28 protein-coding genes are annotated in these 26,813 nt (G+C 56.3%); 21 read left to right on the top strand and 7 right to left on the bottom strand.

Features of this window, described 5'->3' with window-relative positions:
• Positions 1–52 precede the first annotated feature (52 nt).
• Complete coding sequence (locus tag B1A75_RS07360; protein WP_079935996.1) at positions 53–1,678, top strand: putative polysaccharide biosynthesis protein; 1,626 nt, start codon at positions 53–55, stop codon at positions 1,676–1,678.
• Positions 1,679–1,898: 220 nt separating this feature from the next.
• Here the strand turns inward: B1A75_RS07360 and B1A75_RS07355 are convergent, their stop codons facing one another.
• Positions 1,899–2,111: a hypothetical protein gene (locus tag B1A75_RS07355; RefSeq protein WP_011232307.1), complete on the bottom strand. Its 213-nt coding sequence runs from the start codon at positions 2,109–2,111 to the stop codon at positions 1,899–1,901.
• 104 nt (positions 2,112–2,215) lie between these two features.
• On the opposite strand from B1A75_RS07355, the gene B1A75_RS07350 reads away from it, so the two are divergent.
• On the top strand, positions 2,216–2,962 hold the full coding sequence (locus B1A75_RS07350) for a pseudouridine synthase (protein ID WP_074044112.1): 747 nt from the start codon (positions 2,216–2,218) through the stop codon (positions 2,960–2,962).
• 95 nt (positions 2,963–3,057) lie between these two features.
• On the opposite strand, the gene B1A75_RS07345 is transcribed toward B1A75_RS07350, so the two are convergent.
• Positions 3,058–3,279, bottom strand: a complete 222-nt coding sequence (locus B1A75_RS07345; protein ID WP_008880936.1) for a DeoR family transcriptional regulator — start codon at positions 3,277–3,279, stop codon at positions 3,058–3,060.
• A gap of 250 nt (positions 3,280–3,529) precedes the next feature.
• On the opposite strand from B1A75_RS07345, the gene pepV reads away from it, so the two are divergent.
• The 5 genes from pepV (at position 3,530) to B1A75_RS07320 (ending at position 8,763) form a co-directional block, all read left to right on the top strand.
• A complete protein-coding gene (gene pepV, locus B1A75_RS07340) occupies positions 3,530–4,945 on the top strand; it encodes a dipeptidase PepV (protein WP_079935995.1) in 1,416 nt (471 codons plus the stop codon).
• A 92-nt stretch (positions 4,946–5,037) separates the two neighbouring features.
• Positions 5,038–6,231: an MFS transporter gene (locus B1A75_RS07335; protein ID WP_074044113.1), complete on the top strand. Its 1,194-nt coding sequence runs from the start codon at positions 5,038–5,040 to the stop codon at positions 6,229–6,231.
• Positions 6,228–6,809 carry an RNA 2',3'-cyclic phosphodiesterase gene (gene thpR, locus B1A75_RS07330; protein WP_074044114.1) on the top strand — a complete coding sequence of 194 codons (582 nt, stop codon included), beginning with the start codon at positions 6,228–6,230 and terminating at the stop codon, positions 6,807–6,809. The genes B1A75_RS07335 and thpR overlap by 4 nt, the downstream gene beginning before the upstream one ends.
• 4 nt (positions 6,810–6,813) lie before the next feature.
• Positions 6,814–7,752: a glucanohydrolase gene (locus B1A75_RS07325; RefSeq protein ID WP_074044115.1), complete on the top strand. Its 939-nt coding sequence runs from the start codon at positions 6,814–6,816 to the stop codon at positions 7,750–7,752.
• Between the two features lie 228 nt (positions 7,753–7,980).
• Positions 7,981–8,763: a phosphotransferase family protein gene (locus B1A75_RS07320; protein ID WP_074044116.1), complete on the top strand. Its 783-nt coding sequence runs from the start codon at positions 7,981–7,983 to the stop codon at positions 8,761–8,763.
• 125 nt (positions 8,764–8,888) lie between these two features.
• Here the strand turns inward: B1A75_RS07320 and B1A75_RS07315 are convergent, their stop codons facing one another.
• Entirely contained in the window at positions 8,889–9,158 is a 270-nt protein-coding gene (locus B1A75_RS07315; RefSeq protein WP_074044117.1) for a YtzH-like family protein, read from the bottom strand.
• 158 nt (positions 9,159–9,316) lie between these two features.
• Between B1A75_RS07315 and trmB the strand changes: the two genes are divergently transcribed.
• The gene (trmB, locus tag B1A75_RS07310; RefSeq protein WP_074044118.1) at positions 9,317–9,970 is read left to right on the top strand and encodes a tRNA (guanosine(46)-N7)-methyltransferase TrmB; all 654 of its coding nucleotides are present in this window, start codon (positions 9,317–9,319) and stop codon (positions 9,968–9,970) included.
• Between the two features lie 79 nt (positions 9,971–10,049).
• A complete protein-coding gene (locus tag B1A75_RS07305) occupies positions 10,050–10,901 on the top strand; it encodes a YtnP family quorum-quenching lactonase (protein ID WP_074044119.1) in 852 nt (283 codons plus the stop codon).
• Here the strand turns inward: B1A75_RS07305 and B1A75_RS07300 are convergent.
• Complete coding sequence (locus tag B1A75_RS07300; protein WP_074044120.1) at positions 10,896–11,192, bottom strand: PepSY domain-containing protein; 297 nt, start codon at positions 11,190–11,192, stop codon at positions 10,896–10,898. The genes B1A75_RS07305 and B1A75_RS07300 overlap by 6 nt on opposite strands.
• Positions 11,193–11,308: 116 nt before the next feature.
• Between B1A75_RS07300 and B1A75_RS07295 the strand changes: the two genes are divergently transcribed.
• From B1A75_RS07295 to ccpA, 11 genes are all read left to right on the top strand, one after another.
• Positions 11,309–12,385, top strand: a complete 1,077-nt coding sequence (locus tag B1A75_RS07295) for a M42 family metallopeptidase (RefSeq protein WP_074044121.1) — start codon at positions 11,309–11,311, stop codon at positions 12,383–12,385.
• A gap of 45 nt (positions 12,386–12,430) precedes the next feature.
• Positions 12,431–12,961: a DUF84 family protein gene (locus tag B1A75_RS07290; protein ID WP_074044122.1), complete on the top strand. Its 531-nt coding sequence runs from the start codon at positions 12,431–12,433 to the stop codon at positions 12,959–12,961.
• Positions 12,962–13,000: 39 nt separating this feature from the next.
• Positions 13,001–13,798 (top strand): DUF1444 domain-containing protein, encoded by a 798-nt coding sequence (locus B1A75_RS07285; protein WP_074044123.1) that lies wholly within the window; start codon positions 13,001–13,003, stop codon positions 13,796–13,798.
• Between the two features lie 20 nt (positions 13,799–13,818).
• Positions 13,819–14,424 (top strand): YtpR family tRNA-binding protein, encoded by a 606-nt coding sequence (ytpR, locus tag B1A75_RS07280; RefSeq protein WP_074044124.1) that lies wholly within the window; start codon positions 13,819–13,821, stop codon positions 14,422–14,424.
• A gap of 108 nt (positions 14,425–14,532) precedes the next feature.
• On the top strand, positions 14,533–16,884 hold the full coding sequence (locus B1A75_RS07275; protein WP_074044125.1) for a DNA translocase FtsK: 2,352 nt from the start codon (positions 14,533–14,535) through the stop codon (positions 16,882–16,884).
• A 158-nt stretch (positions 16,885–17,042) separates the two neighbouring features.
• A complete protein-coding gene (gene murC, locus B1A75_RS07270; protein WP_011232289.1) occupies positions 17,043–18,347 on the top strand; it encodes a UDP-N-acetylmuramate--L-alanine ligase in 1,305 nt (434 codons plus the stop codon).
• 146 nt (positions 18,348–18,493) lie between these two features.
• A complete protein-coding gene (locus B1A75_RS07265) occupies positions 18,494–18,937 on the top strand; it encodes a DUF948 domain-containing protein (protein WP_074044126.1) in 444 nt (147 codons plus the stop codon).
• Positions 18,924–19,319, top strand: a complete 396-nt coding sequence (locus B1A75_RS07260; protein WP_079935994.1) for a hypothetical protein — start codon at positions 18,924–18,926, stop codon at positions 19,317–19,319. The genes B1A75_RS07265 and B1A75_RS07260 overlap by 14 nt, the downstream gene beginning before the upstream one ends.
• 5 nt (positions 19,320–19,324) lie before the next feature.
• Complete coding sequence (gene ytxJ, locus B1A75_RS07255; RefSeq protein WP_079935993.1) at positions 19,325–19,654, top strand: bacillithiol system redox-active protein YtxJ; 330 nt, start codon at positions 19,325–19,327, stop codon at positions 19,652–19,654.
• Positions 19,655–19,865: 211 nt separating this feature from the next.
• Positions 19,866–20,948, top strand: coding sequence for a bifunctional 3-deoxy-7-phosphoheptulonate synthase/chorismate mutase (locus tag B1A75_RS07250; RefSeq protein WP_013144453.1), 1,083 nt, complete (start codon positions 19,866–19,868; stop codon positions 20,946–20,948).
• A gap of 304 nt (positions 20,949–21,252) precedes the next feature.
• Positions 21,253–22,245 (top strand): catabolite control protein A, encoded by a 993-nt coding sequence (gene ccpA, locus B1A75_RS07245; RefSeq protein ID WP_079935992.1) that lies wholly within the window; start codon positions 21,253–21,255, stop codon positions 22,243–22,245.
• Between the two features lie 165 nt (positions 22,246–22,410).
• Here ccpA and B1A75_RS07240 read toward each other — a convergent pair whose 3' ends face one another.
• The 3 genes from B1A75_RS07240 to B1A75_RS07230 are packed head-to-tail and all read right to left on the bottom strand — an operon-like array spanning position 22,411 to position 24,883.
• Positions 22,411–23,580, bottom strand: a complete 1,170-nt coding sequence (locus tag B1A75_RS07240) for an acetoin utilization protein AcuC (RefSeq protein WP_079935991.1) — start codon at positions 23,578–23,580, stop codon at positions 22,411–22,413.
• Complete coding sequence (locus tag B1A75_RS07235) at positions 23,577–24,221, bottom strand: acetoin utilization AcuB family protein (protein ID WP_079935990.1); 645 nt, start codon at positions 24,219–24,221, stop codon at positions 23,577–23,579. The genes B1A75_RS07240 and B1A75_RS07235 overlap by 4 nt, the downstream gene beginning before the upstream one ends.
• 29 nt (positions 24,222–24,250) lie before the next feature.
• Positions 24,251–24,883 carry a GNAT family N-acetyltransferase gene (locus B1A75_RS07230; RefSeq protein WP_079935989.1) on the bottom strand — a complete coding sequence of 211 codons (633 nt, stop codon included), beginning with the start codon at positions 24,881–24,883 and terminating at the stop codon, positions 24,251–24,253.
• 173 nt (positions 24,884–25,056) lie between these two features.
• On the opposite strand from B1A75_RS07230, the gene acsA reads away from it, so the two are divergent.
• Positions 25,057–26,772, top strand: a complete 1,716-nt coding sequence (gene acsA / locus B1A75_RS07225) for an acetate--CoA ligase (RefSeq protein ID WP_079935988.1) — start codon at positions 25,057–25,059, stop codon at positions 26,770–26,772.
• The last annotated feature ends 41 nt before the right edge of the window (positions 26,773–26,813 follow it).

Raw genomic sequence — 26,813 nt, 5'->3', positions numbered from 1 at the left:
GTAAAATAGATACGTTGTCATTTTCAACGTCCATGGCTAGGGAAGGGGTCATATGTCAACATCGAAACTGCTGCGCGGCACGTTTATTTTAACGGCTGGCGTGATGATTTCTCGCCTTCTTGGTTTATTTTACGTCATCCCGTTTTACCATCTTGTCGGCGAGCGCGGCGGGGCGCTGTACGGATACGGCTATGTGCCGTACCAAATTTTTTTGAGCTTGGCGACCGGCGGGCTGCCGGTGGCGGTGTCAAAGTTTGTGTCGAAATACAACGCGCTTGGGGAATACGGCGTCGGCTATCGGCTCTTTCGCTCCGGCCTTGTCTTGATGATCGCAAGCGGCATCGTCTCATGGCTCATTTTGTACGCCCTGGCGCCCATCTTGGCGCCGCACGTCATCGATGCGAAAACGAACGTCAACTCGGTCGACGACGTCACGGCCGTCATCCGCGCGGTCAGCTTTGCGCTCCTCATCGTGCCGGTGATGAGCTTGATCCGCGGATTTTTCCAAGGACATGAGTCGATGGGCCCGACGGCGCTGTCGCAAGTCGTCGAACAAATCGCGCGCATCGCTTTTTTGCTTGGGGCGTGCTACGTCATTTTGCGCCTGATGGACGGCTCGATCGTCTCCGCTGTGAGCGCGGCGACGTTTGCCGCGTTTGTCGGGGCGGCGGCGGGGCTTTTGGTGTTGCTTGTCTATTGGTGGAAGCGGCGTCCGTATTTGCAGTCGCTGCTTGCGCGTGACCGCGGCGAAGCGGACGTGTCGCTTTTGGCGATGTATAAAGAGCTGCTTCTTTCTTCGATTCCGTTTGTTTTTGTCGGCTTGTCGATGTCGCTGTACCAGCTCGTCGATCAGTTTACGTTCAATCACGCGATGGCGGCGGCGGGCCGCGGGAACATCTCGGAGCACGCGTATTCCGTGTTCAACATGTGGGCGCAAAAGCTCGTCATCATACCAGTGACGCTCGCGACCTCGTTCAGCTTGGCGCTCATCCCGACGATTACGAAAGCGTATGTCGCGCAAGACCGGAAAGCGCTGCGGCAATATTTGAACCAGACGTTTCAAGTGCTCATGTTTTTAACGCTCCCGGCGGTGATTGGCATGGCGGTGCTGGCAGGGCCGGTGTACAGCTCGTTTTACAGCTATGATCCGCTTGGTGAACAAGTGTTGCGCTGGTATGCACCGGCGGCGATTTTGTACGCTTTGTTTTCTGTGACGGCGGCGATCATGCAAGGCATCAACGAGCAGCGGTTTACGGTCGTCAGTTTGACAGCCGGCTTGCTTGTGAAGCTTTTGCTCAACACGCCGCTCATTATGAAATGGTCGGCCGTCGGGGCCATTGTTGCCACGATGGCGGGCTATTTCGTCTCTGTGGCGTTCAACTTATGGGTTATTCAGCGCCGCACGCGCTACCGCTATCGGTTTGTCGCCCGCCGGACGGCGTTTATGGCCATCTTGACGGCGGCGATGTCAGCGGCGGTTATGGGGGTCGAGGCGCTGGCGTCCCGATGGATCGATTACCGCGCCGGCACCGCTGAATCGGTGGGCGCTGTTTCCATCGGCGCAGCGGTCGGGGCAGCCGTCTACTTGTTTCTCAGCATCCGCTCCGGGTTGTTTTCGGCGCTGTTTGGCGACCGGTTTGCGTTTTGGCGCCGGAAAGAGAAAAAGGCGGTATCGTAGACGAGGGTGTATGGGGGGATCGGCCGTTGACCGGACGGCCGTTTCCTAGAAGCGGCTCGTTTAGGCCGGGAGCCCGGCGGACGGCGCTTCTCCTGAACGTCGCGGCGCCCTAGCGAAAGGGTTCGACGACGGCTGTTTTTCGCCCTCCCCCATGCCGTTCGGCTTGCGGCAAAAAAAAAAAGAAGAAGGCGGTCGTCCCCGCCTTCTTTCTCCATTTCGCTTACGACAGGCCGAGCCGGCGTTCGATGCGATCGAGGCGGCTTTCCACCCGGTCGAGCCGGCGGTCGAGCCGTTCGACGGCCCGCTCAAGCCGTTCGATGCGCCGCGCCCAGTTGGCGAATGGCCCGCCTGGGTATCCGGGCCAAAATTGGCTGGCTGGCGGCTGTTGACGGTAATCATCCAACGTTGGGACATAATAGTAATATTCATTCATCGGCAAATCCCCCTTCTTGATGTTTCCTTCACAGTGTATGGGGGGAAGGCGGAAGCGGACTAGATGAACGCCTAATGAAGGCCATATTTTTAGGAGGGAGATTTGTGGAGCTGCGCATTGACAAGCTGCTCGCCCATATGGGGTATGGGACGAGGAAGGAAGTGAAAAAGCTGCTCAAGTCCGGAGCGGTGAAAGTGGACGGCGCGCCGGTCCGTGATGCGAAAACGAAAGTGCGGCCGGATGAGCAAATCGTGACCGTGTGGGGAGAAACGGTCGAGTACAAGCCATTCATTTACTTGATGATGAATAAGCCTTCGGGTGTGGTTTCGGCGACGGAAGATGCGGTGGAAGAGACGGTCGTTGACCTGCTTGAGGAGGAAGACCGAGCGTTCGCTCCTTTTCCGGTCGGACGGCTGGACAAAGATACGGAAGGGCTGCTGCTCTTGACGAATGATGGGCAGCTCGCCCACCAGCTGTTGTCGCCGAAAAAACATGTGCCGAAAACGTACTTTGCCGTCATTGACGGGGAAGTGACCGATGTGGATGTCGCGGCGTTTCAGCGCGGCGTCGTCCTTGATGACGGCTATGAAACAAAGCCGGCCAAGCTCGTTGTGTTGAAATCCGGCCTTCGTTCCGATGTCGAGGTGACGATTACCGAAGGGAAGTTCCATCAAGTGAAACGGATGTTTCAAGCGGTCGGCAAGCGGGTCGTCTATTTAAAACGAATTCAAATGGGACCGTTGCCGCTTGACCCGGATTTGGCCGTCGGCGAGTATCGGGAATTGACGGACGAAGAGGTGGACATGTTAAAACAATACCGGCCGGAGATGGACGAAAAAAAAGGAACCTGACGCGGTTCCTTTTTTATGGAAAAATAGTGGATATTCATCTGTGGGAAAATGGTTTGCGTTCATCTCTCATCTTGCCTACCCTATTGGCACCGGGTTTACGAAGAGATGCGCACTTTTTTGTTTGTGGTCGTCCATTTGCCCTTGCTCGGGCTGCGAACGAGATCGTTGTACATAAGCACGTTTAAGTCGCGCTGGATCGTTCGTGGGGTGGTGCCGAACTCATCAACCAATTCTTGGGTCGTAACCGTTCCTTTTTCGCTAATGTACATATACACGGATTTGATGCGGGTAAGCATCCGATGTGTTGAAGGTTTCAAAAGACCACTCCCTATCTTAGCATCATTCGCATGGCACAACCGACCGCTAGCAGATGAGAGATGTCTTTGTCTGTTTACTACCATTGTACACGAAATGAGAGGGAAAATGCTACCCGGTTGCCTCTATTCACGAAAAATTTCAACATTTTGTCATGAAACGGAAATCGATTTGCAACGAATGAAACATTTTGACTTCCTGTTTTTGATATGATACGTTGGCAACAAAGAGTGTTGAATAAGGAAAGGAAGAATGGCGTTGAACATCGACTGGATGAAAGAAGCAAAGAAGCGGAAAGACGATTTGATCCGCGATGTACAAGCGCTTGTCCGCATTCCGAGCGTCCGCGATGATGAACAGGCGCGGGCGGGGGCGCCGTTTGGGCCAAAGGTGGCGGAAGCGCTTGAGTATATGCTTCACCGCGGCCGGGAGGAAGGATTTCGCGTCAAAAATGTGGACGGTTTTGCCGGGCATGTCGAAATGGGGCAAGGGGAAAAACTTGTCGGCGTGCTCGGCCATATCGACGTCGTGCCGCCCGGGGACGGCTGGACGATGGATCCGTTTGCCGCTGATGTGCTTAGCGGCCGCATTTATGGGCGCGGCGCGATCGATGACAAAGGGCCGACGATGGCCGCGTTTTACGCGATGAAAATCATCCGTGAACTCGGGCTGCCCCTTGGCAAGCGGGTGCGGCTCATCATCGGGGGCGATGAGGAAAGCGACTGGCGGTGTGTGGAGCACTATTTTTGCCATGAAGAAATGCCGGATGTCGGATTTGCGCCGGATGCTGATTTCCCGATCATTCATGCTGAAAAAGGGATCATTGACGCCGATTTGTCGTACCGCCCGCCTGAATCGGAGGAGGCGGAAGGGCTCGTGCTTGCCTCATTCCAAGCCGGGCGCCGCTACAATATGGTGCCCGATGCGGCCGAAGCGGTGGTGGAAGGAGCGGGACGGACGGAGGAGCTGCTTGGCCTCTATGAACAGTTTTGCCGGGAGCGCGGCGTAAAGGGGAGCATCAGGCAAAGCGAAGGGGCCGTCGCCTTTCAATTGGAAGGGGTGTCCGCTCATGGCGCTGAGCCGGAGCGCGGCAAAAACGCCGGCGTCTATTTGGCGCAGTTTTTGGCGTCGCTTCCGCTCGATGGTCGAAGCCGGCCGTTCATTCAGTTTATTGCCTCCGTCTTTTTCGGCGATGCTCGCGGCCAGCGGCTTGGCCTTGCGTATCGCGACGAACAAAGCGGCGAACTGACCGTCAACGTTGGAGTGTTGTCGTATGACCGGCGGCATGGCGGAACGATTGGGCTGAACATCCGCTATCCGGTGACCGCCGACGGTGAGGTGATCCGCCAAACGTTAAGCAATGCCGCTGCCGAACGCGGCTTGACGCTCAGCCGTTTCAGCGATACGAAGCCTCATTATATCGACCCCAACCACGAGCTTGTCCGCACGCTTCAGCGCGTCTACGAAGAGCAGACAGGCGAGCCGGCCCGGCTTTTGGCCATCGGCGGCGGCACATATGCCCGCGCCTTGACCGCCGGGGTGGCGTTTGGCGCGTTGTTTCCGGGCCGTCCGGATGTCGCCCATCAAAAAGATGAGTATATCGAGATCGACGATTTGGTGAAAGCGACGGCCATTTACGCGCAGGCGATTTACGAGCTGGCGAAATAGGCTGCTCGCCGCCCAAAGGAAAAAGGAGAGGCGAAAGAAAGAGAAAGGCGCCGAGCGGCGGGCGCGCTTTGGGAACGAAAGGGGAAGACGGGATGGAAGCGGCTTTACAACGGGAGACACCGGTGCGAAAAACGGTGTTTCCGCTCTTTTATTTTTTGATCTTTTTCGCGTTTGGCGCCTTGTTTCCACTCTTATCCGTCTATTTGCAAGAAGAGGCGCATTTGCCGGGAGCGGCGATCGGCTGGATCATGTCGCTCACTCCGATTGTGACGATGGCTGCTCAGCCGCTTTGGGGCACGGCGGCCGATTATGCGCGCAAACCGGTCGAACTGTTGACGCTGGCGCTCGTGTTGACAGCGCTGTTTGGGCTTCTTTATTCGCTGGCCGGAAGCTACCGGGTGTTCGTCGCCCTGACCGTGTTGCTTTCGGCGGTGCAAAGCGCCATCGTTCCGCTCTCCGACAGCATCGCCCTTCATCATGTGCGCGGTCATGGCGGAAACTACGGGGCGATTCGGCTTTGGGGATCGATCGGGTTTGCCGCCGCGGTGTTTGTGGTCGGCTGGCTGTCTGAGCATCTGGCCTTTGCGGTCATTTTTTACGTGTTTTCGTTCATGTTGCTTTCGGCCGCGGCATTGGCCGTCCGCCTGCCGCGCTATCAGGCGGCGGCGCCGGGGCGGTTGACATGGCTTGACGTTCGCGGGCTTCTTTCCGTTCGCCCGTTTTGCCTGCTGCTTGTGGCGTCCTTTTTGCTGTTTGGTCCGATTTATGCCAACAATTCCTATTTCGGGCTGTTGATCCACGAGCTTGGCGGCACGCTGACCGGCATCGGTTTCGCCTTTTTGCTGGCTGCCGGAAGCGAAGCGCCGTTTATGAAAGCGGCGGACCGGCTTATCCGCCGCTTTGGCATGGCGCCCCTCCTTTTCTTTGCGGCGCTCGTGTCGGCCGCCCGCTGGTGGTCGTATGTCGCCGATCCGCCGCTTTGGTTTGTCTATATCACAGCGATCTTTCAAGGATGTTCGGTCGGGCTGGCGATTCCAACCGCCCTGCAGTATGTGCGCCGCTTGGCGCCCGAGCGGGTGCAGGCGACGGCCGTCGCTCTTTACTCGGCGACGAGCAGCGGACTTGGCGCGTGGTTTTGCACGTTGGCGGGCGGATATTTGCTTGAGCGTTGGCAGATCGGCGCCGTCTACGTGTTTTTTGGCGCTTGCACCATCGTTGGCGTGTTCGTGCTCATTTGGTTAGGTAAATTGGAAAAAACGACCAAATCGGCAGGTGAGAAAGGATGAAACGGAATCATTATTTCATCGCCGTTCCGCTGACAGCCGAAGCGAAACAAGCCATCGCCCGTTTTTCGAGCGATGCGGCGCGGTCGCTGCCGTTTCGCACATGGGTGCATGAACAGGACTATCATATCACCCTGGCGTTTTTAGGCGATGTGCCGCCGAAAAAAATGGCGCCGCTATGTGAAGCGATGGCCGCCACCGCCGCCCGCTGCGCCCCGTTTTCCCTCGTGCTTGCCGGGCTTGGGACGTTCGGGGAGCAAACTTCACCGCGCATTTTTTGGCAAGGAGTCGAAACGGAAGAAACGTTGAATGGATTGCGGCACGACGTGTATGAAGCGTGTACAAAGCTCGGGTTTTCCTTGGACCGGCGGCCGTTTGCCCCGCATATTACGATCGCTCGCAAATGGCAGGGGGCCGAACCGTTTCGTCCGGACATGCTTCGTTCGTTTTCGGCTGCTAGTGCGGTGTTTTCGGTGCCTGAGATCGTGCTGTATCGGACGAATATGGAACGGACGCCGAAGTACGAAGCGATCGCCGTGTTCCCATTGCTTGGCGCGCCGATGAATGACAATAGCAGGTGAAAAAATGGGTCAGCTCGTTAAACTCATGGATTGCATTTCCCGCTACGAAACCGATGTGTACTATTATGTGCCGGAATTCATCCGGCTGAAGCAGCGGCAATGGGAGCAGGCAAAAGCGCGGTGGCAAGCGGAACGGACGGCTGAGGCCAGCGGATGGCTTGAAACGGGCGAGACGTGGGATGTTTTGCTTGACAAACCGTCATGGTGGGAGCGGCTGACGAAACGATGGCGCCGCCGTGTCGTGCTTACGGAAGAGGAGACGTTTTCTCTTGCGCCGATGGCCCGTCCCGCGGCTACTCTGGAGGAATTGAAACAGCAGTTTCTTGATGAGTTGTTCGAGTTGCAGCTGAAATGGGCGAGTTCAACGATGATGTACGTTTCCTCCCTCGATGAGGCCGTGTATGGCGATGAGACGTTGAAGTATTTTTTGCAGCGATTTCCGGATACGCATTTATGCTTTTACCGGCCGGTGGCGATGGTCGGCAAGGCACCGGTGGAGCTCGAGACGATGATGTTGACGCCATCCGCGCTCTGGTGCATTGCCTTTGTCGAAGGAAGGCCGGACAACATCGTCATGGCGTCAACCGGCCGGTTTTGGGTGGAACAGGCCGGAACGAACGAAACGAGGCTGGTCAACCCGGTCGTGTCGCTGCGGCGGACGGAGCAGATCGTTTCGGAGATTTTTCGCAAACATGGGGTCGATTGGCCGATCCATCTCGTGCTGTTAAACCGCTACGGCTACATTGACAGCGGCGGCCTTTTTCCGTTTATCCGCTATATCGATAAGCGAAATTATGACGAGTGGTTTTCCCGCCTGCGCCGCTCAGCTCTCCCGCTTCGGCACGGGCAGCTGAAAGCGGCTGAGGCGCTGCTCCGCCATTGCGCCAGCTTTTACGACCGCCGCAATGACGGGAATATGAGCGGCGAGGAAGGGCAACAATAGAAACATCTGTGCATCGATAGGGCGGCCGGAGTGGGAGCCGCGGGGCGCTTCCGCTTTGGCAGTTTTAAGAAAGGCGTTTGCCGAGAAAAATGTTTGCATGCCGGGGCGGTATTTCAGTATAATACAAGTAAAACGGACGGAGGAAGGACGCGGCCTGGCCGTCCTTTTTATTTGGGCGCGAGAAGCAAACGGAGACGTTTCTATTTTTAAGTCGCAGGTGAACACGCTTTGGAACAGTTACTAGGTAAGGAGTGGGAGATCACTCCCGCTGGCGGCGCTACAGGGGATGCGTATTTTGCGGAATATGAAGGGAAGAAATTGTTTTTAAAGCGGAATTCTTCTCCGTTTCTTGCTGTATTGTCGGCCGAGGGCATCGTCCCGAAGCTTGTATGGACGAAGCGGCTCGAAAACGGCGATGTATTTACGGCCCAGCAATGGCTGAACGGCCGGGAGCTGAAGCCGTGGGAGATGGGAAGCGAGCAAGTGGCGGCGCTTTTGCGGAAAATCCATCGCTCCAAGGAGCTTGTGACGATGCTGAAGCGGCTTGGCAAATCTCCGCTGCGCGCGAAGAAAATGCTCGCTCTTCTTGCCGAGCAGCAGCGGCGCCATCCGGCCGGCGGTTCTGTCGTCTGTCAGGCGCTTGACTGGCTTGAACAGCATGTTTCGTCATTGCCGGATGACGAGCACGTTGTCTGCCACTGTGACATCAATCATAACAATTGGCTGCTTGCCGACGATGGCACGTTGTACTTGATCGATTGGGACGGGGCGGTGATCGCCGATCCGGCGATCGATATCGGCATGCTTCTTCATCTGTACATTCCGCGCGCCGAATGGAAGGCGTGGCTCGACCAGTACGGATGGCCATGGAGCGAAGAGCTTGGCCTCCGCCTAAAGTGGTATACGATCGCTCATACGTTGCACTCGCTGTTTTGGCCGAAAGGGAAGGACGGCCAAAAAGAAAAGGAGCAGTCGCTTCGGTTATTGGAACGGGTCATCACCGAGCACTGACAACGGCCTGCCCCGCTTCTGTCGAAAGGGGCGAAACGCCGGCGGTGCTCAACCGGCGGCCGCCGTTGTCCCGATCATCGTCTTTGGCCGGGAAGACGTGGTGGCAGCGTGAAAGCGGGGAAAGGTCAAGACAGCTCGTTCACCCAATCGGCGAGCTGGCTTTGGTGAGCGGAAATATGAGCGTTTAAGTCAGCGCTGTATTTCCCGCCTTGGCCGTAGGCGTAAATGTTTGGAAGGATTTGTTTGACATGGCCGTCTACCTCATCGTTGGCGAGCAGCGACTTGACAAGCCGTTCAATTTGTTCGCATTCGGACACCGTCCCGCAGCAATCGAGCTGATGTTCGGATAAAATGTCGCGGAGCACGGTCAATTGATGGTTATAGTCGAGCGGCATGCTGGTCACCATCCTTTCGCAAAGCTGTACGGTTTTATGATGCCCGGGCCCAGCAGCGTTTATGCCCGGGCGTTTTTCCGCTTTTGGCGGCGTTTGTTTCTTAGTCGCAAGTATGGTATCGTCAAACCAACAAACGGAAACGAGGCAGAGGTGTCGATATGCGTTTGCGCAACAAACCGTGGGCGAAAGACAAAATCGCCGCTTATCCGCAATATGTCATCCCCGATCCAGAAACAAAGCGCGGGCGATGGCGCGAGCTGTTCGGCAACGACCGACCGATCCATGTCGAGATCGGGACGGGGAAAGGGAAATTTATCACCGAAATGGGGCGTCTCCATCCGGATGTTAATTTTATCGGCATCGAGCTGTACCCAAGTGTGCTGGTGTCCGCGCTTGACAAACTGATCGAAAGCGAGCTCTCGAACGTCAAGCTGTTGAACGCCAACGCGAAAGATCTCACCGCGTTTTTTGCCGACGGAGAAGTGTCGCGCATTTATTTGAACTTTTCCGACCCATGGCCGAAAAAGCGGCACGAAAAGCGGCGGCTGACGTATCGGGACTTTTTGGCGCTCTATGATCGCATTTTGGCTGAAGACGGAGACATCCATTTGAAAACGGACAATCAATCGTTTTTTGAATACTCGCTTGTCAGCTTGTCGCAGTATGGGTTTGTGCTCTCATCGGTCCAGCTCGACTTGCATCAAAGCGGCATCACGGACAATGTCATGACGGAGTACGAAGAAAAATTTTCTGCCAAAGGAAACCGCATTTACCGCTGCGAGGCGGCGCGTCCGCCGCGGCGGTCGTCATAGGCCCGAACCGATTGGTCGGGTCTTTTTTTATTTCCGGTTGATGGAGAAAATGGTACACTAGTGGAGGGGGGAGATGGAAATGGAACAGTTGCGAATTGGACAAGTTACATTGACATGGCTTCGGGGCGGAGTCACCCATCTTGACGGCGGGGCGATGTTTGGCGTCGTGCCGAAACCGCTTTGGTCGAAAAAATATCCGCCGAACGACCAAAATCAAATCGAGCTGCGCACCGATCCGATTTTGGTCGAGACAGGCGGCACAAGGTTGCTCATTGAATCCGGCATCGGCAACGGCAAGCTGACCGACAAGCAAAAGCGCAACTTCGGCGTCACGGAAGAATCGGCGCTCGATGAATCGCTCGCCAAGCTCGGGCTTGCGCGGCGCGACATCGACATCGTCATCATGACTCATTTGCATTTTGACCATGCGTGCGGATTGACCGTTTGGGAAGACGGACGGCTCGTGCCGGCGTTTCCGCGCGCGGCGATCATCACCTCGGATATCGAGTGGGAGGAAATGCGCAACCCGAACATCCGATCGCGCAATACGTATTGGAAAGAAAATTGGGAGCCGATCGCGGATCAAGTCGTTCCGTTTACGAAAGAAACCGAAGTCGTTCCTGGCATCCGCCTCATCCATACCGGCGGGCATAGCGCCGGGCATGCGATCGTGCTCATCGAATCAGAGGGGGAGATGGCCATTCATCTTGGCGATTTGCTTGGCACGCACGCCCATCAAAACGTCCTCTGGGTGATGGCGTACGACGATTACCCGATGGATTCGATTTTTGCCAAACAGCGATGGCTCCCGTACGGCGTAAAGAAAAATGCGTGGTTTACCTTCTACCATGATGCTTACTATCGGGCTGTGAAATGGCAGGAAGACGGGACGATGGCCGCCGCCGTGAAGCGGGAGCGGCCTGCGCTATAACGGTTTGATCTCGATGATGGCGCCGGTGCAGGCGTTCACAAAAAACTCGTCATCTCCATCGTCGCAGCAGACGCCGCCGCGGTACACCGTGTACGTCAATCCGTCCTTCTCATACCGCTCCGGGGCGGACTGAATCCAGGAACCGCGGATGGCGCGCGCACCGCCAAGCGCGGCTTTCGCCAGCGCCAGCGCTTGTTCCGGGGCAAGGAGCGCCGGTTTGGAAGCGGAGCGGATGGCATAGACGACGGCCGCACCGACGGCGGCGCCGACGAGCCACTGTTTCCAAGCCATGTTTCTTTCCTCCTTCTCGCTTTGATACGGTTTAGTATAGCCGATTTTGGCGGAACATGTAAGAAGGACGGAAAGAAACGGAACGGTGAAATCGAACATAGAAAGGGAGACTCGTGATGAATAAGGACACGCTGCAATTATTCCAAACGTTGACCGAGCTTCCAGGCGCACCGGGTTATGAACATCCGGTGCGGCAGTTTATGCGCAAAGAGCTCGCGAAATACGCCGATGACATTGTGCAAGACCGCCTCGGGAGCATTTTCGGCGTCAAACGCGGTGATGAGGCGGGCCCGACGGTGATGGTCGCCGGCCATATGGATGAAGTCGGATTTATGGTGACAGCGATCACTGATCACGGCATGATTCGTTTCCAGCCGCTAGGAGGCTGGTGGGATCAAGTGCTGCTCGCCCAGCGCGTGCAAATCATCACGGACGGCGGGCCGGTCACCGGCGTGATCGGGTCGATTCCGCCGCACTTGCTCGATGAGGAGCAGCGCAAGAAACCGATGGAGATCAAAAACATGTTGATTGACATCGGAGCGGAAAGCCGTGAAGATGCCGAACGAGTCGGCATTCGCCCGGGCCAGCCGATCGTGCCGGTCAGCCCGTTTACTTTGCTTGCCAACGGAAAAACCGTGATGGCAAAAGCGTGGGACAATCGGTTTGGCTGCGGGTTGGCGATCGAGCTGTTAAAAGAGCTGAACGGCGAAACGGTGCCGAACGTCTTGTACGCTGGAGCGACCGTGCAGGAAGAGGTCGGGCTGCGCGGGGCCCAGACGGCGGCTTCGATGATCAACCCGGACATCTTTTTTGCCCTGGAAGCAAGCCCGGCCAACGACATGTCCGGCGACAAACAGGCGTTCGGCCATATCGGCAAAGGGGCGCTCATCCGTTTGTACGACCGGACGATGATTACGCACCGCGGCATGCGCGAATTTGTGCTTGATACGGCGGAGACGATTGGCGTGCCGTACCAGTTTTTCATTTCCCCAGGCGGAGGGACGGACGCTGGAAGGGTCCATATCGCCAACCGCGGCGTGCCGTCGGCGGTGATCGGCATTTGCGCCCGCTACATTCATACGCATGCTTCGATCATTCATGTCGACGATTACGCGGCGGCCAAACAGCTCATCGTTGAGCTCGTCAAACGGTGCGACCGGACGACGGTCGAGACGATTCGCCAAAACAGCTGAGGAGAAGCGAGCGCTTCTCCTTTTCCATGACAAGGAGGGCACTGGATGAAAACCATTGCGGTCGGAACGAACAACGAAGCAAAAGTCGCCGCTGTTCGGGCGGTGTTGGGGGGAAGGGAATACCGCATTGTATCGCTTGAGGTGCCATCAGGCGTTTCCGCGCAGCCGCTGTCCGATGAGGAGACGCGGCTTGGCGCCATCGGGCGCGCCAAACGGGCGCTCGAAGCGGCGGAGGCGGACATCGGCATCGGGTTGGAAGGCGGCGTGATGAAGATCGATGGGCAATGGTGGCTGTGCAACTGGGGAGCGCTCGTTGACCGAGACGGAGTGGTGGTGGCCGCCGCCGGCGCGCGCCTCGCTTTGCCGCCTGATATCGGCGCCGGCATTGAGGCGGGGCGCGAGCTCGGCGACGTGATGGAAGCGTACACCGGGCGGCGGAACATCCGCAGGAAAGAAGGCGCGGTCGGCGTGTTGACGAACGGGCGCGTTGGCCGATCGGCGATGTTTTCCCACATCGTCGAGCTTTTAGCCGGCCAATATGAATTTTTTTGTCAAAACAAGCCGTTCACGGTATGATAAATGGGGGAACGGCTGGCGAAAGCAAGGAGGAGAAGGATGAACAGCCGGCAAATGTATGAGAAGATTAAAGAGCGTCTCGTCGCCCACCGGCACTGGACGTTTCGCTTTGACGCCAAGCAAGACGCGATGCGCGTCGAAGACCGCCGCACGAAAAAAGGCGTCACGATCTCGCTTCCCGGCGTGATTGCCAAATGGCACGAACAAAAAGACGAGGCGGTGCGCGAAGTCGTTTATTATGTAGAGGAAACGTTGAAAACGATGGAAGAAGACGCCACACTGTCCGGCAACGAGCGAAACATTTATCCTGTCATTCGCTCGGCGTCGTTTCCGACGGAGACGAAAGAAGGCATTCCGTTGCTGTTTGATGATCATACAGCCGAAACGCGCATTTACTATGCGCTCGACCTAGGCAAAACGTATCGCTTGATTGATGAGCACATGGTTGAGAAAGACAAATGGAGCCGCGAGCGGGTGAAGGAAATCGCCCGTTTCAACGTCAGGTCGCTGCCGACGCCGGTGAAAGAGGACCGGGTGGCGGACAACGTGTTTTATTTTTTGAACACAAATGACGGCTATGATGCGAGCCGCATTTTAAACGAATCGTTTTTGGCCGACATGCGGGCGCGCGTGGAAGGAACGATGGCCGTCGCTGTTCCGCATCAAGATGTGCTCATCATCGCTGATGTGCGCAACGACATCGGTTATGACGTGCTCGCGCAAATGACGATGAGCTTTTTTGCCGGCGGCCGCGTGCCGATCACGGCGCTGTCGTTTTTATACGAAAATGGGAAACTTGAACCGATTTTCATTTTAGGAAAAAAACGGAGAACGTAGCGGCAAGGAGGAATGAAGCGATGAACGTGTTTTACAACCGAGAAGGGGTCGGCGACGTGCTGCTTGTGTCGCTGAAACCGGCGGCGGATGAGGAACGGACGTTTGTCAGACAACGCGATGTCGTCCGCATCATTTCCGAACGGACGGGCGAGACGGTCGGCTATAACATTTTTTCCGCGTCTTCGTACTATCCGTTTTCCGGCAACGGTCCGCTGGAAGTGAATGAGGAGCTCGTCGGCGTCATCAACGACATCTTGGCGAAAAACGGTTTTGACGAACCGATCGAAGCTGACTTGTCGCCGAAGTTTGTCGTCGGATATGTGAAAGAGAAAACGAAGCATCCGAACGCCGATAAATTGAGCGTCTGCCAAGTCGATGTCGGCGGTGAGGTGCTGCAAATCGTCTGCGGAGCGCCGAACGTCGCCGAAGGGCAAAAAGTCGTCGTCGCCAAAACCGGCGCGGTCATGCCCAACGGCCTCGTCATTCAAGAAAGCGAGCTGCGCGGCGTCCGGTCATCCGGCATGATTTGTTCGGCCCGCGAGCTTGGGCTGCCAAACGCCCCGCAGGAGAAAGGCATTTTGGTGCTGTCCGATGAGTATGAGGTCGGCCAGCCGTTCGTTTTTTGACGTTCCGACGGGCGGTGCAGACGGATTCCGCCTGTTTTTTCGTCACTGGAACGACGCCAGTGGCGTTTTTTTCCGACAACGAAGGCAAAGAAAGAAGTGAAGTGATGGATGAAATTTTGGAAACGATGGCTTCGTTTTCTCACGAGCGACGAGGAAGAGGAAGGGAACGAGCAGCGAGCGAATTCCCCTCTGTCGGCCGACATGCCCGAACGCGGCGCGGTGAATGTCATTTACCAATATCCGCAAGGCCGCTTCCGCTTTCCGTTGATTCCGGATGACCAGCCGGGTGAAAATCGGGAAAGGCCGAGGCGGACGAAAAGCGAGGAATCCGGGCCGCTGCCGAGTCGGCGCCCGTCGGCTGGCGTTTCAAGGGAAATAGCGGAAAAACGACCGTTCCGCCCGTCCGATGTTCCATCCCCAATTTTTGGATATGATCGGAATCGGGGGAAACAGCGGCAACGAGCGGATGAACCCGAGCTGACCGCGGGGGGCATGGAGAATCGGAGCGATGAGGCGGTTCGGGAAGAGGCCCTCCGCGGCGAAGCGACACGGCGAGACGCGCGAGAGGGCACGGAAAGCCGGGCGGCTGCACGGCCAAAAGAAGAGGCGTCTTTGGCCAAGCGGGCAGAGGAATGGAACGAAGACGCGAGCGGAGCGATGCCCGCGGCTGTTATGGAAACGGAAGGAAAAAATGAGCTGGCGCCGGCGGCAGGGCAGGAAGAACGTGATGCCGAGGCGGATGAAAAGAAAGGGCAGGAGCTGGACGAACGAGGCAACGAACGCGCGCCGCACGTAACAGACGGCGGCTTGGAGAGCGAAGGACGAGGGGTGCCGTCACAGATGAGGAATGGAGACGGAGGGAGCGCTTCTTCGACAGAACAGCGGGAGACGACCCCAGATCGCGAAATCCGTCACTCGGCGGCGCCCGCGGGCCGGGAGGAGGCTTCCCGCCCCGAACGAACGCGCATCCCGTATAATGTGATCATGTTAAAGCAAGATTGGCGCAAGCTGGAAGAAAAGGCGGCAAATCGATCGAACGGCTGCGTACTGCCGCCATTGGCGCTTCTTGAACCGCCCGAGAAAGCGGCCGAACGCGACGAGCAGTGGCTTCGCGACCAATGCCAGCGTTTGGACCGGACGTTTGCGAGCTTCCATATCGGCGCCAAAGTCGTCGGGGCGACGCAAGGACCGACGGTGACGCGGTTTGAAGTGCAGCCGGATTTAGGAGTGAAAGTGAGCAAGATTACGAGTTTAATCGATGATATCAAACTCAGTCTGGCGGCGAAAGATATTCGCATCGAAGCGCCGATCCCGGGAAAACGGACGATTGGCATTGAAGTGCCGAACCGAACGAGCCGTCCGGTGCGCCTGCGTGAAATTTTAGAAAGCGAAGCGTTCCGTAAAAGCCCATCGCCGCTTACAGTGGCGCTTGGGCTTGACATTAGCGGTGCGCCGGTCGTGACCGACATCCGAAAAATGCCGCATGGGCTGATCGCCGGGGCGACCGGGTCGGGAAAAAGCGTATGCATGAACGCGATGCTCATCAGCATGTTGTATAAAGCAGCGCCGCACGAAGTGAAATGGCTGCTCATTGATCCAAAAATGGTCGAACTGGCGCCGTACAACGGGCTGCCGCATTTGCTCAGCCCGGTGATCACCGAGGCGAAGGCGGCGGCGGGGGCGCTCAAGTGGGCGGTCGGCGAAATGGAACGGCGGTATGAACAGTTTGTCCACGCCGGCGTGCGCGATATTGAAAAGTATAACGCCCATCTTCGCGAACGCGGAAGCAGCGAGCCGCCGCTGCCGTACATCGTCATCGTCATTGATGAGCTCGCCGACCTGATGATGGCCGCCCCAGCCGATGTCGAAGAATCGATTTGCCGGCTGGCGCAAAAGGCGCGGGCGTGCGGCATCCATTTGTTGATCGCGACGCAGCGGCCGTCGGTCGATGTTCTAACCGGGTTGATCAAGGCGAACATTCCGACGCGCATCGCGTTTTCCGTCTCCTCCCAAGTCGATTCGCGCACCATTTTAGATGTGAATGGGGCTGAGCGGCTGCTTGGGCGCGGCGATATGCTGTTTTTGGAAAATGGTTCGGCCAAGCCGGTGCGGCTGCAAGGCTGCTTTATTTCCGATGAAGAAATCGAGCGGGTGGCAGCGCACGTGAAAGCAGAGCAAGGCCCATCCTATCTGTTTGATCCGGAGGATTTTCGGCAAACGGCGTCGATGGGCGGCGAGGATGACGAACTGTTCGAGGAGGCGTGCCGGTTTGTCATCGCCCAAGGAGGAGCGTCGACATCGAGCCTGCAGCGTCATTTCCGCATCGGCTACAACCGCGCTGCCCGGTTGATCGAGATGATGGAGGAACGAGGGTTGATTTCGGAGGCGCGCGGCAGCAAACCGCGCGATGTGTTGATGAGCGAGGACGAGTGGGAGCGCTGGCGCGAGCAGAACAGCTGAGGGCGTGCGGCCTCCTTTGGGCGGGCGGTAGTGTTTTGCCTCCTCACGTGCTATAATGAGGAAATGAAATGGATGGTGCACCGCAATGAGAGAAATGGCAAAACGAGATGGATATCATATACTGTCTTACAGAGAGACGATGGTTGGAGGGCTTAACGATGACAGCTTACCATTTTGTAGGCATTAAAGGCACGGGGATGAGCGCGCTCGCGCAAGTGCTTCATGACCTTGGCTATACGGTGCAAGGGTCGGATGTAGAGAAATGGTTTTTCACGCAAAAGGCGCTTGAAGAGCGGGGAATCCCGGTGCTGCCTTTTTCGAAAGACAATATTCGCCCAGGTTATACGGTCATTGCCGGCAACGCATTTCCGGATACGCATGAGGAAATCGAGGCAGCCCGTCAGCTTGGTGTGCCTGTCATTCGTTACCATCGCTTTTTAGGCCAGCTGGCAGGCAAGTTTACGAGCATCGCGGTGACCGGTTCGCATGGAAAGACGACGACGACGGGGTTGCTTGCCCATGTGATGCAAGGAGCCCATCCAACGTCCTATTTGATCGGAGACGGCACGGGAAAAGGAGAGCCAGGGAGCAAATACTTTGTGTTTGAAGCGTGCGAATACCGCCGGCACTTCCTTTCCTACTTTCCAGATTATGCGATCATGACAAATATTGACTTTGATCACCCGGATTATTTTGCCAATGTCGACGATGTGTTTTCCGCTTTCCAGCAAATGGCGAATCAAGTGAAAAAAGCGATCGTCGCCTGCGGGGATGATCCGTATTTGCCGAACATTCAGGCGAAAGTGCCGATTTTGTTTTATGGATTCGGCGAAGAAAACGATTTTCAGGCGCGTAATATCGTCAAGACGACGGAAGGGATGGCGTTTGATGTGTTCGTGCGCAACACATTTTTCGCTTCGTTTGCCATTCCGCGCTTCGGCACTCATAACGTATTGAATGCTCTCGCCGTGATCGCCCTCTGCCACTACGAAGGGGTGGATGCGGGCACGATCGCCAAGCGGCTGCAAACGTTCCAAGGCGTGAAGCGCCGCTTCAGTGAAAAAACGGTCGGGCGCCAAGTGCTGATCGATGATTACGCGCATCATCCACGCGAAATTACGGCGACATTGGAGGCGGCAAGGCAAAAATATCCGGGGCGCGAAGTGGTTGCTATTTTTCAGCCGCATACGTATACACGGACGCAGACGTTTTTGCGCGAGTTTGCCGAAAGTTTGCTGCAAGCGGACCACGTGTATTTGTGCGACATTTTCGGCTCGGCGCGCGAACATGAGGGCAAGCTGACGATCCGTGATTTGCAGGCGCAAATTCCGCGTTCCCAGCTGCTTGAGGAACAAAACGTAGCCGTGTTGAAGCAGCATCAAGACGCGGTGTTGGTGTTCATGGGTGCCGGCGACATTCAAAAGTTTCAACAAGCGTACGAACGGGCCGTTCTTTCCGCCTGACGGCCGACAGGGAACGGGCTGTGATGAAGATGGCCCGTTTTTTCCTGTTTCAAAAAGGAAGCCGTCTTTTCTATGTCGAAGTTTGAAAGCGGGAAAAGATGGGTACAAAGGGAATGAAACGTTCGAATGGGCAAGGAGGGAATCGGGTGGAATGGCTTTTGTATGGAAGCGTGGCGCTCATCGCGCTTGCTTTTTTGCTGCTTGTCGTTTACATAGCCAGGACGCTCATCGTTTTGCAGGAAACGCTGCGCCGGCTGACGGCGGCGATCGATCATGCCGATGAGCAAGTGCAAACGGTGGCGAAAGAAGTTCGTGAACTTCTCCATACGGCCAACGGCATCGCCAGCGATGTGCAAAAAAAAGCAGAAACGCTAAATGGCGCAATCGAAGCGGTCGGAGAGATCGGCGGCACGATCCGTTCGCTCAACCGCGCGCTTCGGCAGGCGGCTGCCGGTTTGTCGGCGCGGGCGGGCCTGGGGCAAGGAAAATGGGTGAAGGCGTTGCGCTGGACAAATGTTTTGCTCGATTTACGGGAAAAATGGAGAAAAAAACAATCGTTAAAGGAGGGTGTATCGAATGGCGAAAAATAACGGTGGATTTTTGCTTGGAGCGCTGGTCGGCGGCATCGCCGGCGCGGCTGCTGCGTTGTTTTTGACGAGCGAAAAAGGGCGGAAATGGCTGGCCGAGTGGAGCAACGATGAAACGTGGGAGCCGGTGAAAACAACGGCTGTCGAATGGTTGGAAACGGCGAAAGAGAAAACGAAGGAAATCGCCAGCTTCATTCCGTTGAAATCCACGACGGCGCCATCCGGCGGGGAAAACGCGGGAGAGGAGGCCAAGGAGGCGACGATTCCGATTCCGCCATCCGCCGGGCCAGCCGACCGGGAAACGCTGCAAAAGCTGCTTGAGGAAGCCGAGGCGGCGCTTGATGACGCCGAGCAAAACATCACGTCGCGAAAAGAAGCGGAGTGAGAGAGATGGGAATGGAGAAGCTGGAGACGATCGAACAGTTTGAGCGCGTCATGAAGGAAACGGAGCGTTTTTTGTTCGTCAAGCATAGCCTCACCTGCCCGATCAGCCAGGCGGCGTTTGGCGAATGCGAGAAGTTCGCCGCAGACCATCCGGAGCTGGCGGTGTATTGCCTGTACGTCCAAGAGGCGCGACCGCTCTCAACCTATATCGCCGAAACGACCGGGGTGAAACACGAGTCGCCGCAAGTGCTGCTGTTTGAAAACGGCCGCGTCGTCTGGCATGCGTCCCATTGGGCCATTACGTATGGCGCGCTCTCGGAGCATGTCGGCGCTTGACCGTCCGCCTTTACTGCGGGCGGTTTTTTGCACACTTTTTGCTTTATTGCTTAAAAGCGTTTAATCAAAAAAGCATTTTTTTCGTGACAACGATAGCTCCATCGATTATAATAAACACTAATTAAACGACTTCGCTCTCCAAGACGGGGGCGCCGCTTGCCGGCAAGCGGCGAAAACAATGCACTACACTTGGCGAAAGGATGAGAAAAGCATGAGCAATGAGAGATTAGACGAACTGCGGGCGCGAGTCGATGAGATCAACTTGCAGCTGTTGAAACTGATCAATGAACGAGGACGGCTCGTTCAGGAGATCGGAAAAATTAAAGAAGCGCAAGGGACGCACCGCTACGACCCGGTGCGCGAACGGAAGATGCTCGACCTCATTTCCGAGCATAACGATGGGCCGTTTGAAACGTCGACGCTGCAGCACATTTTCAAGGAAATTTTTAAAGCGGCGCTCGAGCTGCAGGAAGACGATCACCGCAAGGCGCTCCTTGTCTCGCGGAAAAAGCATCCGGAAAACACGATTGTCGAAGTGAAAGGCGAGCGAATCGGCGACGGCAACCAATATTTCGTCATGGGCCCGTGCGCCGTGGAAAGCTATGAACAAGTCGCAGCGGTGGCGGAGGCCGTGAAAAAACAAGGGATCAAGCTGCTGCGCGGCGGCGCGTACAAACCGCGCACATCGCCGTACGACTTCCAAGGGCTCGGCGTGGAAGGACTGAAAATTTTGAAACGGATCGCCGATGAGTTTGATTTGGCGGTCATCAGCGAAATCGTCACGCCGGCGGACATTGAAATCGCCTTGGACTACATTGACGTCATCCAAATCGGCGCGCGCAACATGCAAAACTTTGAGCTGCTCAAGGCGGCCGGCCAAGTGAATAAGCCGATTTTGCTGAAGCGCGGCTTGGCGGCGACGATCGAAGAATTCATCAACGCCGCTGAGTACATCATGTCGCAAGGAAACGGGCAGATCATTTTGTGCGAGCGCGGCATCCGCACGTACGAGCGGGCGACGCGCAACACGCTCGACATTTCCGCCGTGCCGATTTTGAAGAAAGAAACGCACTTGCCGGTGTTCGTCGATGTCACCCACTCAACGGGGCGGCGCGATCTGCTCATCCCGTGCGCCAAAGCGGCCTTGGCGATCGGCGCCGACGGCGTCATGGCCGAAGTGCATCCGGATCCGGCCGTCGCCTTGTCCGATTCCGCCCAGCAAATGGACATCGCCCAATTCAACGAGTTTATGGAAGAAGTGCGCGCCTTCCAACGCCAGTTCGTTCGGGCGTAAGAGAGCGAGGCCGGCAAAAAAGCAAGGTGCGACATTTCCACATGAAAAGACGTCCCATCGTGTTGGGGACGTCTTCTGTTTTGGGTGCGGATGGAAGCCGATTGCCGAAAGAAGACAGTGAAATGACGGCTTCTCTTTCATGCCGATGGCCGATTTCGGATAAACTACCCGTGAACGGTTTGTGAACAAACCGGCAAAATGGTTGCGATTTCGTTGCGAGTTGGCGATAATGTATCATATGATAGTTGTACATACATTCGGAATTTGACCGGTTATTGGATCGAGCGAAAAGGAGTGAAACAACATGACGGTAACGATTTATGATGTGGCGCGGGAGGCGAACGTCTCGATGGCGACCGTCTCGCGCGTCGTCAACGGCAACCCGAACGTCAAGCCGTCGACGAGAAAAAAAGTGCTTGAGGCCATCGAACGGCTCGGCTACCGCCCGAACGCCGTGGCGCGGGGGCTCGCCAGCAAAAAAACGACGACAGTCGGGGTGATCATCCCGGACATCTCAAGCATTTTCTTCGCCGAACTGGCGCGCGGCATTGAGGACATCGCCACAATGTACAAGTACAACATCATTTTGAGCAACTCCGACCAAAACAAAGAAAAAGAGCTGCATTTGCTCAACACGATGCTCGCCAAGCAAGTGGACGGCCTGTTGTTTATGGGCGGCACGATCACTGAGGAGCACGTCGCCGAATTTCAAAAATCGTCGGTGCCGATCGTGCTGGCGGCCACCATCGGGCCGGAGGAGATTCCATCGGTCAACATCGACTATGAGCAGGCGGCGTTTGAAGCGGTGACGTATTTGCTGGAAAAAGGAAACCGCCGCATTGTCTATGTGACCGGTCCGACCGATGACCCGATCAACCAGCGGAAGCTTGCCGGATACCGCCGCGCGCTTGAGGAACACGGCGCGCCGTATGAGGAAGAGCTCGTCATTGAGGGCGACAATTCGTACGACTCCGGCTTGGAGGCGTATGAGAAAATGACGGAGCTTGCCGAACGGCCGACGGCGGTGTTTGCCGGCACGGACGAAATGGCGCTCGGCATCATCCACAGCGCCCAAGACCACGGGGTGCGCGTGCCGGATGAGTTGGAAGTCGTCGGTTTTGACAACACGCGATTGGCGACGATGGTGCGGCCGCGGCTGACGACCGTCGTGCAGCCGATGTACGACATCGGGGCGGTGGCGATGCGGCTGCTGACCAAGTATATGAACAAAGAACAAGTGAACAATCATATCGTCGTCTTGCCGCATCGGCTGGAGGTGCGTGAGTCGACGAAATGAAAAAAGCTGGCCTCGACATGGGGGCCAGCTTCTTGCTTGCTTTGCTCCATTTCTTTTTTGACGGCTGCAACCGCCTTGCAGTCGGTCCGTTTTTCGGTGAAAACGGAAGTTGACCAGGAAAACAGGGCGTAGAAATCCGTTGTTTTCTGTAAATGGAGAAAAAAATCAAGTCCCCGCCCGGCGTTGACTGCGAATGAAATACAACGCCTTTTCCACCGTTTGCGCGTTTTTTTCGCTAATTTCCGCCTTGCGCGGGATCGGGGGATACAAGTCATCCGGGTCGTCCCACTCAAGCGGAAGCGCGACGGGTGAAAGCGGTTGCCAACGTTCGCGCCACTCATCCGGCAGCGGGCCGGACACATCGGCTTGTCCCGTCATTTCGAGCCAAAGGAGCGCCCACGCCCGCGGCACGACGCGCCAGATGTCATAGCCGCCGCCGCCGACGGCGATCCAGCGTCCGCCGCAATATTCATGTGCGATTTCGTGCGCGAGTTTCGGAATGGCGCGGTACGTTTTCATCGTCACCGACAAATGGGTGAGCGGATCGTAATAGTGGGCGTCGACGCCGTTTTGCGTCACGATGACATCCGGGCGGAAAAAGTCGGCGATTTCCCGAAGCGCGGTCGTATAGGCGGCGATCCATGATTCGTCTTCCGTGAACGCATCAACGGGAATGTTGAACGAATAGCCGTAGCCCGCGCCTAAGCCGCGCTCGTTGACATTTCCGGTCCCTGGGAACAAATAGCGCCCCGTTTCATGAATGGAAAACGTGCAAACGTTCGGATCGTCGTAAAACGCCCATTGCACCCCGTCGCCGTGGTGGGCGTCCGTGTCGACGTACAACACGCGCAGTCCGTATTTCTCCCGGATGTATTGAATGGCGACCGCGCTGTCATTGTAGACGCAAAAGCCGGATGCTTTGCCGCGGAAGCCGTGGTGCAGACCGCCGCCAAGGTTGAGCGCATGCTCGGCCGCTCCGGAAAGAACCGCGTCGACGGCGGTGAGCGTGCTGCCGACCAAAAGAGCGCTCGCTTCGTGCATGTTTGGGAAAATCGGCGTATCCTCGGTGCCAAGGCCGTAGTTTTGCGCCGCCGCTTCCGACAGCTCGCCGCGCCCGGCCGCTTTCACCGCCTCGATGTAGGAGCGGTCGTGAATGAGCGCCAGCTCGTCATCGGTCGCCATGCGCGGGGCGACGATCTGGCGGTCTTCGAGCGCGCCGAGCGTGCAAAGCAAGTCGTATGTCATTTTGACCCGCAGCTGGTTGAACGGATGGTCGTCATGAAATTTGTACTGAAGAAATTGTTCGCTGTAGACGAAAACACAAGTTTGGCTCATGACGTAACCCCCGGCAAGTTCGGCCATAGCACGTGATAGCCGGCGTTTTGCAAATCACGGATCAACGGAATCGGATTCATCGTCTGCACGCGGAAGACTAAAATTTTATAATTCGGATCTGGGTCCGGATACAACAGGACGCTGGCGATGTTCACATGGCGCTCGCTGATGATGGCCGCCGTTTTGCCGAGCATGCCGGCCTCGTTCGGCACCTTGATCTCGATTTGCGACCCGGGTTGATGAACGCCGGTCAGCTCAATGAAGGTGCGGAGCAAATCCGTTTGCGTGATGATGCCGACGAGTTTCCCATGGTTGACGATCGGCAGGCAGCCGATTCGGTGTTCGTAAAAGAGCGCCGCCACCTCTTCGACAAAATCGAGCGGATGGCCGACGATGACGTCGGTTTTCATCACGTCCCCGACCGGTTTCTCCAAGTCTTCCCACTGTTCGGAAAGGCGGAAAATGGACGGGCTCGCTTCGCGCAAATCTTGGCTCGTCACAAGCCCCACTAGACGTCCTTCCTCGTCGACGACCGGCAGATGGCGGATGCGGTGATGGTGAAGCAGCTGCAACGCTTCGGCGATCGTATTCGCCGCGCGGACCGTCACGACCGGTGCTTTCATCACTTGTTCGACAAGCATCGTTCTCCTCTCCCCTTTGTGCATGGCATTTAGTACATGTGACGATTCATAAACCGGAGCCGGTCAAATCGTTGAATCGATTCGGCGTCCACCCGTTTGCCGATGCGGACCATGAGGCAATTCGCCGGGTGGGAGCAAATTTCCGGGTCGTCGGTCGCATACCAGACGAGCCCGCCGGCGTTCATCATTTTCTCCATCACTTTTCGGTACTCCCATACGTTCAGCCCAGTGCCTTTTAGATCCCAATGCCAGTAATATTCGGTTGTAATGATGATATAGTCTTCCATGGAGTCGTCCATCATCGAGACGATCAACAAATTTTTTCCGACGCCAAACCCGCGGAACTCCGGAATGACTTCAATGGCGCCAAGCTCGAGCAAATTTTCCATGTTCCCTTCCGACCAACGTTCGAGAGGATCAGGATACAAAAACGTCACATACCCGACAATCACCTCCCCGCGGCGGGCGATGATAATCCGCCCTTCCGGCAGCTTGGCGATTTCGATCAACGCTTTGTGCTGTTTGGCAGGCTGGCGGAAGGAAGTTAGGTCATGGTGGAATTCGTAGCTGGCCAACGCTTCCGGCGTCACTGGCCCTTCGATGAGAAGCGTTCCTTTCGGGGTTTTCAGCTCTTTGGCGTTATACGTTTTTTTATGTTCCATTCGGCCACCACCTAAATTGGTCGTTCTTTTACCATTATACATGAAAACATCGTCGGCTGGCGCGGTTCAAAAAAATTTCAAAAAGCGGGGACAAGGAATATTTTAAAAATTGAGAAACTGTTTCGCATCTACTATAATAGAAATGTAATCACTTACATAAGGGGGATTGGAGAATGAAAACAGAACGGCTACCCGTCGTACAAGGGGACTACAACTTAAAAAACTATGAGGAAACATACAAACAGTTTCAATGGTCGGAAGTGGAGAAAGAGTTTTCTTGGCATGAAACGGGACGAGTCAATATGGCGTATGAGGCGATCGACCGCCATGCCGAGTCGTTCCGTAAAAATAAAGTGGCGCTCTACTATCGCGACGCCGTGCGGAATGAAAAATATACGTTCAAAGAAATGAAAGAGATGTCCAATAAGGTGGCAAACGTCTTAAAACAGGCGGCGGACATTCAAAAAGGAGATCGTGTGTTCGTGTTTATGCCGCGTTCTCCGGAACTGTACTTTGCGGTGCTTGGGATCATTAAAACCGGCGCCATCGTCGGGCCGCTGTTTGAGGCGTTCATGGAAGGAGCGGTGCGCGACCGCCTTGAAGACAGCGGGGCGAAGGCGATCATTACGACGCCGGAGCTCTTGCCGCGCGTGCCGGTTGGTGATTTGCCAGAGTTGAAGTACGTCTTTTTGGTCGGCGACGACATTGTCGAGGAAGGGCCGTACATCGATTTGAAAAAGCGGATGAATGAGGCGAGCAAGCACTTCGACATCGAATGGGTCGACCGCCAAGACGGCCTGATTTTGCATTATACATCCGGTTCGACCGGCAAGCCGAAAGGCGTCCTGCACGTCCATAACGCGATGATTCAGCACTATCAAACGGCGAAATGGGTGCTCGATTTAAAAGAGGATGACATTTACTGGTGCACGGCTGACCCGGGGTGGGTGACCGGGACGTCGTACGGCATCTTCGGCCCGTGGCTGTGCGGAGCGTCAAGCGTCATCGTCGGCGGCCGCTTCAGCCCGGATGCTTGGTATCAAACGATCCAAGATTTCGGCGTCACCGTCTGGTACAGCGCGCCGACGGCGTTCCGCATGCTGATGGGCGCAGGCGATGAAGTCGTGAAAAAATACGATTTAAGCTCGCTCCGCCACATTTTGAGCGTCGGCGAGCCGCTCAACCCGGAAGTCATCCGCTGGGGGATGAAAGTGTTCGGCCGCCGCATCCATGATACGTGGTGGATGACGGAAACAGGCGGGCATCTCATTTGCAACTACCCGTGCATGGAAATCAAGCCGGGATCGATGGGGAAACCGATTCCGGGCGTGGAAGCGGCGATCATTGACGACCAAGGAAACGTCCTGCCGCCGTACCGGATGGGCAACTTGGCCATCAAAAAAGGCTGGCCGTCGATGATGAAAACGATTTGGAACAACCCGCAAAAATATGAATCATACTTTATCGGCGACTGGTACGTATCCGGCGATTCGGCCTACATGGATGAAGACGGCTACTTCTGGTTCCAAGGCCGTGTTGACGATGTCATCAACACATCCGGCGAGCGCGTTGGGCCGTTTGAAGTCGAAAGCAAGCTCGTCGAGCATCCGGCCGTTGCCGAAGCCGGCGTCATCGGAAAGCCGGATCCGGTGCGCGGGGAAATCATCAAAGCGTTCATCGCGCTTCGCGAAGGGTACGAGCCGTCCGAGGAACTGAAAGAAGACATCCGCCAATTTGTGAAAAAAGGGCTCGCCGCTCATGCAGCGCCGCGTGAGATCGAGTTCCGCGACAAACTGCCGAAAACGCGGAGCGGGAAAATCATGCGCCGCGTCTTAAAAGCGTGGGAGCTCAACTTGCCGACCGGCGATTTGTCGACGATGGAAGACTGACGAGCGAAAAGCGTCTGGAACATCCGCTGTTCCAGGCGCTG

The organism is Geobacillus sp. LEMMY01 (assembly GCF_002042905.1).
Lineage (GTDB): Bacteria > Bacillota > Bacilli > Bacillales > Anoxybacillaceae > Geobacillus > Geobacillus proteiniphilus.
This window is presented reverse-complemented; position numbering and strand designations above follow the sequence as displayed.